General features: G+C 71.9%; 7 protein-coding genes and 1 pseudogene. 1 reads left to right on the top strand and 7 read right to left on the bottom strand.

Translation table 11 applies throughout. From position 1 onward, the window contains the following. Nucleotides 1-23: 23 nt before the first annotated feature. From EAO75_RS15245 to EAO75_RS15230, 4 genes are read right to left on the bottom strand one after another with little or no spacing between them, the layout of a single operon-like run. Nucleotides 24-2,114 (bottom strand): AMP-binding protein, encoded by a 2,091-nt coding sequence (locus EAO75_RS15245; RefSeq protein WP_147995605.1) that lies wholly within the window; start codon nt 2,112-2,114, stop codon nt 24-26. Next, nucleotides 2,111-3,286, bottom strand: a complete 1,176-nt coding sequence (locus tag EAO75_RS15240; RefSeq protein ID WP_147995604.1) for a thiolase family protein — start codon at nt 3,284-3,286, stop codon at nt 2,111-2,113. The genes EAO75_RS15245 and EAO75_RS15240 overlap by 4 nt, the downstream gene beginning before the upstream one ends. Before the next feature lie 5 nt (nt 3,287-3,291). Continuing rightward, entirely contained in the window at nt 3,292-4,647 is a 1,356-nt protein-coding gene (locus EAO75_RS15235) for an MFS transporter (RefSeq protein ID WP_147995603.1), read from the bottom strand. Beyond that, nucleotides 4,644-5,855 (bottom strand): alpha/beta hydrolase family protein, encoded by a 1,212-nt coding sequence (locus EAO75_RS15230; RefSeq protein WP_147995602.1) that lies wholly within the window; start codon nt 5,853-5,855, stop codon nt 4,644-4,646. Before EAO75_RS15230 ends, EAO75_RS15235 begins: the two co-directional genes overlap by 4 nt. Before the next feature lie 121 nt (nt 5,856-5,976). Here EAO75_RS15230 and EAO75_RS15225 point away from each other — a divergent pair, with 121 nt between their 5' ends. Beyond that, nucleotides 5,977-6,594, top strand: coding sequence for a TetR/AcrR family transcriptional regulator (locus EAO75_RS15225; protein WP_261989304.1), 618 nt, complete (start codon nt 5,977-5,979; stop codon nt 6,592-6,594). Nucleotides 6,595-6,900: 306 nt separating this feature from the next. On the opposite strand, the gene EAO75_RS15220 is transcribed toward EAO75_RS15225, so the two are convergent. The 3 genes and pseudogenes from EAO75_RS15220 to EAO75_RS15210 all read right to left on the bottom strand — a co-directional run. Further along, complete coding sequence (locus EAO75_RS15220; RefSeq protein WP_147995601.1) at nt 6,901-7,923, bottom strand: Gfo/Idh/MocA family protein; 1,023 nt, start codon at nt 7,921-7,923, stop codon at nt 6,901-6,903. Between the two features lie 25 nt (nt 7,924-7,948). Then, nucleotides 7,949-8,851 (bottom strand): sugar phosphate isomerase/epimerase family protein, encoded by a 903-nt coding sequence (locus tag EAO75_RS15215; protein WP_147995600.1) that lies wholly within the window; start codon nt 8,849-8,851, stop codon nt 7,949-7,951. Between the two features lies 1 nt (nt 8,852). Continuing rightward, nucleotides 8,853-9,144, bottom strand: a pseudogene (locus EAO75_RS15210) (sugar ABC transporter ATP-binding protein); the annotation flags it as partial.

The raw sequence follows: 9,144 nt of genomic DNA, 5'->3' as shown, positions 1-9,144 counted from the left end.
GCCCGCCTGCACGGGTCCTGTCCTCACTGCTCGTGCAGGGCGGCACGGATCGCGTCGAGGCAGGCCGGGTTGACGAGCGTGGACAGGTCACCGGGTGCCTCGCCGGTGACGAGATCGCGGACGAGCCGCCGCATCACCTTGCCGTTGCGGGTCCGGGGCAGCTCCGGCACGGCGACCACCCGGGCGGGGCGGAACGCGGCGCCGAGCGATCCGGCCACCCGCCCACGGATCCGCTCGGCCTCCGTCTCGCCCAGCGACCGGCCGTCGGCCGGGACCGCGAAGCACCACAGGGCCTCCCCCTTGACGGGGTGCGGGATGCCGACCGCGGCCGCCTCGGCGACAGCCGGATCGCCGACGACGGCGTCCTCGACCTCGGTGGGCCCGAGCCGTTTGCCTGCCAGCTTGATGACATCGTCGAGCCGCCCGTGGACGAACCACTCGTCGCCGGTGCGTGAGACGAGGTCGCCGTGGGACCAACGGCCCGGCCTGCGGACGAAGTAGGTCTGGGCGAAGCGTTCGCGCGCCCGCCACAGCCCCCGGGTCATGCCCGGCCAGGAGCGCTTGACGACCAGCTCGCCGAGCTGCCCCTCGGGCGGCTGCGCGCCGGAGTCGTCCTCGACGACCGCGGCGATGCCCAGGCAGGGGCCGGCGAAGCCGCACGGCGACTGGGGCAGGGTGGGCGCGGAGGCGAGCAGGGACCCGCCGACCTCGGTGCCGCCGCAGATGTTGATCACCGGGCAGCGTTTGCCGCCGAACTCGGCGAAGTACCAACGCCAGGCGTCCTCGGTCCACGGCTCCCCGGTCGAGCCGAGCACCCGTAGCCGGGAGGGCACGACCGGGTCGCGCGGCTCACAGCCCATCAGCATGCGGGACAGACTGGGTGAACTGCCGAAGACGGTGACCTCGTGGTCGTCGAGCAGGCGCCACAGGCGGGTGACGTCCGGGTGGTCGATCGCGCCCTCGTACGCCAGGACACAGGCGCCTGCGAGAGTGCCGCCCACGGCGATGAGCGGGAACATGATCCAGCCGGGGTCGGTCACCCAGAAGACCACGTCGTCCGGCCGCAGGTCGAGGTTGTACCGGGTCTCGCTGCCCACCTGTGCCGGGAAGCCGCCGTGGGTGTGGACCGCCCCTTTCGGGCGGCCGGTGGTGCCGGAGGTGTGCAGCAGGAGGAAGGGGGCGGTGACGGGCACCGAGACGACCGGGACGGGTTCGGAGGCGGCCAGTCGGTGCCAGTCCGTGGCCGCGAGCCCGACGCGTTCGTGGCCGCCGGTCCCTGAAGGCACCGTTCGTCCCTTCGGCCCGCCGCCTGCCGAAGGAGGCTCAGCGGCGCGGGCCCGTCCGTCGGGCCCACCGTTCCCGGACGGCACGCCAGGCCCAGCCGGGAAGGCGGGCGGACAAGGTGAGTCGGAGGAGTGCCGTGGCGCGCTCGGCTCCCGGACGACGACGAGATGGCGTACGCACGTGGCGCTCTCCAGTGACGTGCGGGCCACCGCCTCCATGTCCTGTCGACGCCCCCGCCGGACGGCGCACGCGGCGGTCACCAGGACCCGGACGCCGGCATCGACGAGCCGGACGGCGATGGCCTCGGCGCCGAACCCCGAGAACAGCGGCACCAGTACGGCACCGATGCGCGCGCAGGCGAAGAGCAGGACGAACGCCTCGGGACCGGGGGGCAGGTAGCCGGCCACGCGGTCCCCGGACACGACACCGAGCTCGCGCAGCCCGCCCGCCACCCGGGCGCTGTACGCGGCCGCTTCGCCGTAGGTCAGCACCCCGCGCGTGCCGTCCTCCCGCTCCCAGCGCAGTGCCGGAGCCTGCCCGCTCCCCTGGCGCACCCGGCGCTCCAGGCAGGAGTCCACGAGGTTGGTGTACGCGCCCGGGAACCAGCGCGTGAACGCGATGCCTCCGGAGTCGTCGCAGACGCGCAGCGGCGGCTGGTGCCAGACGATGCCGATGTCCTGCACGGCCCGCTCCCAGAACCATTCGGGGTCGGCCGCGGACCTGGCCTGGAGCGTGCGGTAGCCGCCGTCGACGCCGTGCCTGCGGCAGAACGCCGTGATGTTGCTCCGCTCGGTGAACTCCCGCGTCGGATACCAGGCGTACGCGCTCATCGGGCCGCGCTCGGATTCTCGATCAGTGCGGCGATGCCCTGGCCGCCGCCGATGCACAGCGCGACCACGGCCAGCCGGCCGCCGGTGCGGCGCAGTTCGTGCGCCGCCTTGAGCAGTAGGACGCATCCGGTGGCGCCGATGGGATGGCCCAGGGCGATCGCCCCACCGTTCGGGTTGACCCGGTCCGGTTCGAGCTTGAGGTGGTCCATGACGGCCAGGACCTGGGCTGCGAACGCCTCGTTGAGTTCGATCACGTCGATCTCGTCCAGGGTGAGGTCGTTGCGGCGCAGCAGGGTGCGGATCGCCTCCGCGGGGGCGACGCCCATGATCTCCGGCTCCAGCGCCGTGACGGCGGCGTCACGCAGTCGGCACAGCGGTGTGGTGCCGGAGTCGAGGTCGGCCGCGCGCATCAGGAGCACGGCGGCGGCACCGTCGTTGATACCGGCGGAGTTCCCGGCGGTGATCGTGCCGTTCTCCGCGAAGACGGGGCGCAGGCCCCCGAGTTTCTCCTCCGTCGTACCGGGCCGGGGGTGTTCGTCCCGCTCGACGATGCCGTGCGCGGTGGCCACGGACACGATCTGGTCCTGGAACCGTCCCTCCTCCACAGCGATGGCGGCGCGCCGCTGGCTCTCGGCGGCCCATCGGTCCTGGCGCCGCCGAGAGATGCCGTACCGGTCGGCCACCGCCTCGCCCGTCATGCCCATGGGGTAGTCCCCGAAGGGGTCGGTGACCAGGGAGACGGTGCCGTCGATGGTCGTTCCTTCGGCCAGTTCGTCGGGGGCCCGTTCGCCGTAGTCGAGCAGCGGCTGACGGGTCATCGACTCGTTGCCGCCCGCCACGACGACATCGGTCGCACCGAGGGTGAGGCTCTGCGCGGCCGACCAGACCGCCTGGAGGCCTGATCCGCACAGCCGGTTGACGTTGTACGCGGTGGTCCGCACGGGCAGCCCGGCACGCAATGCCGCGCGCCGGGCGTTGAACGCGTCGGGGCCGACCAGGCCGACACAGCCCAGGACGACTTCGTCCACGGCGTCGAGTTCCAGTCCGCCGCGGAGGACCGCCTCCCGGATCACGACGGCACCCAGCCGGTGTGCGGGCACCGCGCTCAGTGCGCCTTTGTACCGGCCGATCGGGGTGCGGGCCCCGTGGACGACGGCGATGTCTAGGGGCATCGGGCTCACTCCTTCGCTGAGGGCTCCGCATCCGGGCCGGACACGGGGGACGTCAGGGGGCGTTCGGGCAGCAGGGCGAGGGCGTCCCGGTCCGGACGGATCAGGAACGCCGAGAGGACGGCACCGGTGATCAGCAGGCCGGCGGTCAGGTCGAAGGCCCGGCCGTAGCCGACGGACTCGGTGGGCGCGGCGTCGATGATCCGCCCGGTGACGTAGGGGGCGAGCAGGCTGGAGAGGGCGGCGAGGGCGTAGGACACTCCCAGGGCCGCACTGCGTCGTCCGGGCGGGCAGATGTCCGCGATCGCCGCGTTGGTCAGCGGGGTCTGTCCGTTGCCGGCGGAGAACGCGAGTACGAGCAGCGGCAGCAGGACGGCGGGGCCGGCCCGGGTCGTCAGGAGCAGGCAGACGCCGGCGAGGAGCGGAAGTGATGCGCCCACCAGCCCCTGCGCGACCCGGGCGGTCACCCCTCGCCGCAGCAACCGGTGCGCGACGGCTCCCGCGGTGAGGACGAGGACGGCCATCGACAGGGCGGGCAGGCCGACGATCCCGCTCACCTCCGCGTCGCTGAACCCGGCCTGTTCCTCCAGGAACAGCGGGAGCCAGGCGAAGCCCAGGGCGAGCGTCCACATGACCGCGAACGCCGAGAACGTCGCCCCCAGCCAGGTGCCGGTGGTGACGACGCGCCAGAACGGCACGGACGGCTGCTCCCCTGCCGCCCTGGACGGTTCGTCCTGTGCGGGGCCGAGGCGTGCGGTGTACCGGCCGCTGCCGCCGAGCCTGAGCCAGACGACGGCCCACACCGCCCCGGCGGCTCCGAGCAGGCCGAACGCGGCTCGCCAGCCGAGGCTGTTACTGACCAGGACGACCAGCGGGGCGGCCAGGACGGTGCCGCCGGCGGCACCCGCGACCACGACGGCCGAGGGCAGGGCACGCCGCTTCTCCGGGAACCATGTGAAGGCCGTGTAGTTGGCCAGGGGGTACCCCGGCCCCTCACCCGCGCCGAGCACCACCCGGGTGGCGACGAGCGCTGCGAATCCTGTGGCGGGGAGGAGGATCGGCAGCTGGGCCGCTGCCCAGACCAGGGCGAGCACGGCGAGCAGGGGCCGGGGGCGGATGCGGTCGCCGAGGAAGCCGACGGAGACCGCCGAGAGGCTGAACAACAGGTAGAAGCTGCTGGCGATGGTGCCGAACTCGGTGGCTGTGAGATCGAGTTCGTCCTTGATGGGGCCCGCGGTCAGACCGAGCACGGCCTTGTCGGCAGCGTTGATCACGATGAACAGCGCGAGCAGGGTCAGCACGGTGCGACTGCGGCGCCGCGTGTCGTCCGCGGCGTCCGGCCGCGTGTCCGCGTCGACGGTCATGCCGGGGACAGCCGTTCGTCGAGCCAGTCGAACGCACGCTGGTGGAAGCGGAGCGCCGCACCTTCCTGGCAGTGTTCGCCGGCCCCTTCGGCGTCGGTGAACACCATCAGCTCCTTCGGGCAGCGCAGGGCGTCGTGCACGCGCCGGGCCTCACCGTGGCAGATCACGTCGTTCTCCGCGTCGAGGACCAGGGTCGGGCAGGTCAGGCGCTCGACCATGCCGTCGAGGTTGTACGGGGCGCAGGCGCGCAGCGCCTCGGGGGGCGTCTTGGCCCCGAAGACCCACATGCCGTGCCGCAGGAACCAGCGCACCCGCGTGCTCTGCACCATGCTGACGTCCAGCGCGGGCCCGGCCACGTCGTCGCGGCCCTCCGCCACCCACGCGGCGAGGTAGGGCGGGATGCCGCGGAGCGGGAGTTCGTAGAAGTCGTGGATCCCGTTGTGCAGGACGCACGCGGCGAGGCGGTCCTCGAACGCGGCCGCGCGGGCGGCCAGCAGTCCGCCGAAGCTGGTGCCCCACAACACGAGCTTCTCAGGGTCCACTTCCGGACGGGTCAGGGCGTGGTCGACCACAGGGCCGACCACGTGTTCCCAGTCCGGCCGGAAGACGAGTCCCTGCTCCCGGCGGACGGACTGCTGGCCGGGTCCTTCGAAGGCGAGCACGTGGTAGCCGCGGCGCAACGCGCCGCCCGCCACCATGAAGTACAGCTCCTCCAGGGTCGAGTCGTAGCCGCCGTGGTGGATCACGGTGGGCAGTCGGCGGGCCGCGTCGCCGGCTCCGTCGGCGCGGAACAGGTATCCCGGCAGGGTGGTGTTCTCGTAAGGGATCTCCAGGCGCAGCGCGGGTACGCCGAAGAGTTCGGCCGCCCGTGCGAAGGTCTGCCGCGAGCACCGGGCGAGCCGGTCCGACTCGGCGTCGGCGTCGCGGTTGTCGACGCGGAAGAAGTCCGCGGTCCGGTAGTAGTTCGAGGCCCGCAGCAGTGCCTCGCGGGCGCTGACCCGGTGGCCTGCGGCGAGCACCTCGTCGCCGATGCGGTGGAGTCGTTCGGCGAGAGCGGTCCACTCGCGGTACCAGGCCTGCTCGTCGCCGTCCGGGATGTTCCGGCAGGTGACGAGGACCTCGCCGAGGTCCGCGCCGGCGTATGCGGCGTGCCCGGCGGTGCGCAGAGCCTGGAAGGAGAACGCCACATCGTCGAAGAGGAACTTCATCGTGACCTCCTTTCCCGGACTTCTCCGGGGCGGAACGGAACGGACCCGTTCCGTCTCGTCGCGGAACGTACACCCGGCCTCGGCGGAACGCAACCGTTCCGTTCGGTGTTAATCTCGCGCGGTGGACTCCACCAGCAGGAACACGTTCGACCGCAGGCCCAGCGGCTCGGCGGTGCTACGGGAATCCGTGACCGAGACGATCAGGCGGGCGGTCTTCGAGGAACTGGCCGAGACCGGATACGCCCGGATGTCCATGGAGGCCGTGACCCGCCGGGCCCGTGTCGGCAAGGCGGCCCTCTACCGCCGCTGGCCCGCCAAGGAGGTCATGGTGGTGGAGCTGGTCTCGGAGGCCGCCGCCGCACATCTGCCCGCGACGGCCGACTCCGGGTCGCTGCACGACGACGTCGAGCGCTTCATCCGGCACACCATGGCCGACCTGCGGCATCCCCTGGCCGGCCGGATCATCCCCGACCTGGTGGCCGAGTCGGCCCGCAACCCTTCCCTGCGCGACGCGCTGTACCAGGCGGTCCTCGGTCCCCGGCGCGCGGCTGTGGCGACGCTCCTGCGCCAGGCGGTGGACCGCGGCGAGTTGCCCGGCGACATCGACATGGGCCTGGCCGTCGACATTTTCGGAGCCCCGCTGTACTTCAGGATGCTCGCGGTCGGCGGCCCCACCGACGACGCCTACGTCACCCGCCTCACCCACGCCGTCCTCGCGGCGCTCGCCGCCACCCGCTGAACGCTCGTGCGACGGCGGCTCGACGACAACCGGGCTGCACGGCCGGAGGACCGCCGAAGGAACGCCGCCCCGTCGACCGAAGTCGGCGAGCAGACCTGGAAGACCTTCGGACACAAGCACCGAGCGTCGGCCCGTCCGCTTACGGGGAGCGGACGGGCCGACGCTCGTGCAACGGTCACCCTGTCCTCAGCGCACGGGACGCTCGCCATACCTGCGGACGTGCCCGCGTCGGACGCTGCGCCCACACGGCGGCACGCAGGACGCCGTGGTCCGTCGCGGGCGGTGTTCGTGTGACACGTTCACCTCTCACCGGTACAGCGCGGGCCGCTCCACCAGCTCCACCGGAATCCGGCCGCCGTCCTCCAACGCCTGTACGCCCGCCTCGCACACCGCGGCCACGGCGTAGCCGTCCCACGCGCTCGGGCCGATGACCTCGCCGCGCCGGGTGGCGTCCACCCAGGCCTGGACCTCACGGTCGTAGGCGTCGGCGAACCGCTCGATGTAGTCCTGGGCGATGATGCCGCCCCAGCGGCCGGCGGCGTTGGTGACCATGGCGTGGCCGTCGCCGACGCGGGCGGTGCCGCGTTCGCAGACGACCTCGGCCTGGACCTGGTAGCCGAAGCCGCAGTTGACGTAGATCTCGACGTCGACGATGGCCCCGCCGTCCGTCTCGAACACGACGAACTGGGGGTCGCGGATGCCGTCCGGCGCATTGCCCGACGGCGTCGGGGCGAGCACGGTGACGGCCGTGATCTCGTGGCCGAGCAGCCAGCGGGTCACGTCCATCTCGTGCGTCACCGAGTCGTTGATGAGCATCTCGGACGTCCAGCCGGGCGGGCTGGCGACATTGCGGTGCCGGTTGTGCAGCATCAGCGGACGGCCCAGCTGGCCCGTCTCCAGGACGGCCTTGAGCTTCATGTACTCGGCGTCGTAGCGCCGCATGAAGCCCACCTGGACCCTGCGGTGCCCGAGCTTCTGCTCGGCCTCCAGCACGCGCAGCGCGGAGGCCGCGTCGGGAGTGAGCGGCTTCTCGCACAGCACCGGCAGATCATGCTCGAAGGCCGCGAGAAGCGCCGCCTCGTGGGCGGGGCCCGGCGAGGCGATGATCACCGCGTCGACGTCGGCCGACGCCATCGCGGCGGCCGGGTCGGTATGGACGGTGCAGCCGTCGACACGGGCGGCCACCGATTTGGCGCGTTCCGCGTCGACGTCCACGACGGCGGTCACCCGTGCCCCGCTGGTGACCTCCTGAATGCGGCGCACATGGTCTGCGCCCATTTTTCCGGTACCGATGACTGCGACTGCGAGCGTGTGCGGACGCTGAGTCATGGCGATCGGCCGTCCTTTCGGGTCGTCAGGCGCCGCAGGACCTCAGGAACTTGCGGGTACGGACCGCGATGGGCAGGGGCTTGTCCGGCTCGCAGGGGTACATGTCCTGCTCGACGATCGCGAACAGGTCCACGTTCAGCTTCTGCGCGGCCGTGAGGACGGGCCCCAACTCCGGTACGCCGGCCGGGGGTTCGCACATCACGCCGCGCTGGACGGCGGGCCCGAACGGGATCTCGTTCTTCACCACGTCCGCGAGGATCGCGGGGTCCACCTGCTTGAGGTGCAGATAGCCGATGCGCTCGCCGTAGGTCTCGATCAGCTTGACGCTGTCGCCGCCGCAGTAGGCGTAGTGACCGGTGTCCAGGCAGAGGTTGACCAGGTCGGAGTCGGTCGAGTCGAGGAAGCGCTCGACGTGGGCCTCGGTGTCGATGTGGGTGTCGGCGTGCGGGTGCACGACGATGTCGAGGCCGAACTGCTCCCGCACCTCGTGCCCGAGCCGCTCCATGCCCTTGGTCAGGTGGGCCCACTGCTCGCCGGTGAGCTCCGGCGGCTCCAGGATCTCGGCGGTCTTGTCGTCCCGCCAGAAGGACGGGATGACGACGAGGTGCTTCGCCCCCATGGCCTGGGTGAGCGCGGCGACCTCGCTGACGTGCTCCCAGGTGGACTCCCAGACGGACGGGCCACGGTGCAGTCCGGTGAAGATCGTGCCCGCCGAGACCTTGAGGTTGCGCTTGTTGATCTCGTCGGTCAGGCGCGCCGGGTCGGTCGGCAGATAGCCGTACGGGCCCAGCTCGATCCAGTCGTAGCCGGCCTCGGCGACCTCGTCGAGGAAGCGTTCCCAGGGCACCTGGACGGGGTCGTCGGGGAACCAGACGCCCCAGGAGTCGGGGGCCGAGCCGACCCGGATGCGGTCGAGCACAGGGGCCATGTCAGGACTTCCCTTCCGAGGATGCCACGGGTGCGGTGAGGTCTGCGGCTTCGGGGAGTTCTTCGACGTCGACGCCGCGGACCTGGGACAACTCGTGTTTGAGTGCGGCGAGTTCGGTGCCGCCGGCCATGTGGTTGGTGAGCTCTTCGAGGCTCACTTCGTCGCGGGAGGCGTTGAGTTCCATGGTGCCCAGGCGCAGGACGCTGAAGTGGTCGCCGACCATGTAGGCGTGGTGGGGGTTGTGGGTGATGAAGATGACGCCGAGGCCGCGGTCGCGGGCGGCGGCGATGTAC

The organism is Streptomyces sp. UW30, assembly GCF_008042075.1.
Taxonomy (GTDB): domain Bacteria; phylum Actinomycetota; class Actinomycetes; order Streptomycetales; family Streptomycetaceae; genus Streptomyces.
This window is presented reverse-complemented; position numbering and strand designations above follow the sequence as displayed.

Coding starts and splice junctions, on each gene's coding strand:
- EAO75_RS15245 (WP_147995605.1), bottom strand. CDS start 2,114: ATGAGCGCGTACGCCTGGTATCCGACGCGGGAGTTCACCGAGCGGAGC.
- EAO75_RS15240 (WP_147995604.1), bottom strand. CDS start 3,286: ATGCCCCTAGACATCGCCGTCGTCCACGGGGCCCGCACCCCGATCGGC.
- EAO75_RS15235 (WP_147995603.1), bottom strand. CDS start 4,647: ATGACCGTCGACGCGGACACGCGGCCGGACGCCGCGGACGACACGCGG.
- EAO75_RS15230 (WP_147995602.1), bottom strand. CDS start 5,855: ATGAAGTTCCTCTTCGACGATGTGGCGTTCTCCTTCCAGGCTCTGCGC.
- EAO75_RS15220 (WP_147995601.1), bottom strand. CDS start 7,923: ATGACTCAGCGTCCGCACACGCTCGCAGTCGCAGTCATCGGTACCGGA.
- EAO75_RS15215 (WP_147995600.1), bottom strand. CDS start 8,851: ATGGCCCCTGTGCTCGACCGCATCCGGGTCGGCTCGGCCCCCGACTCC.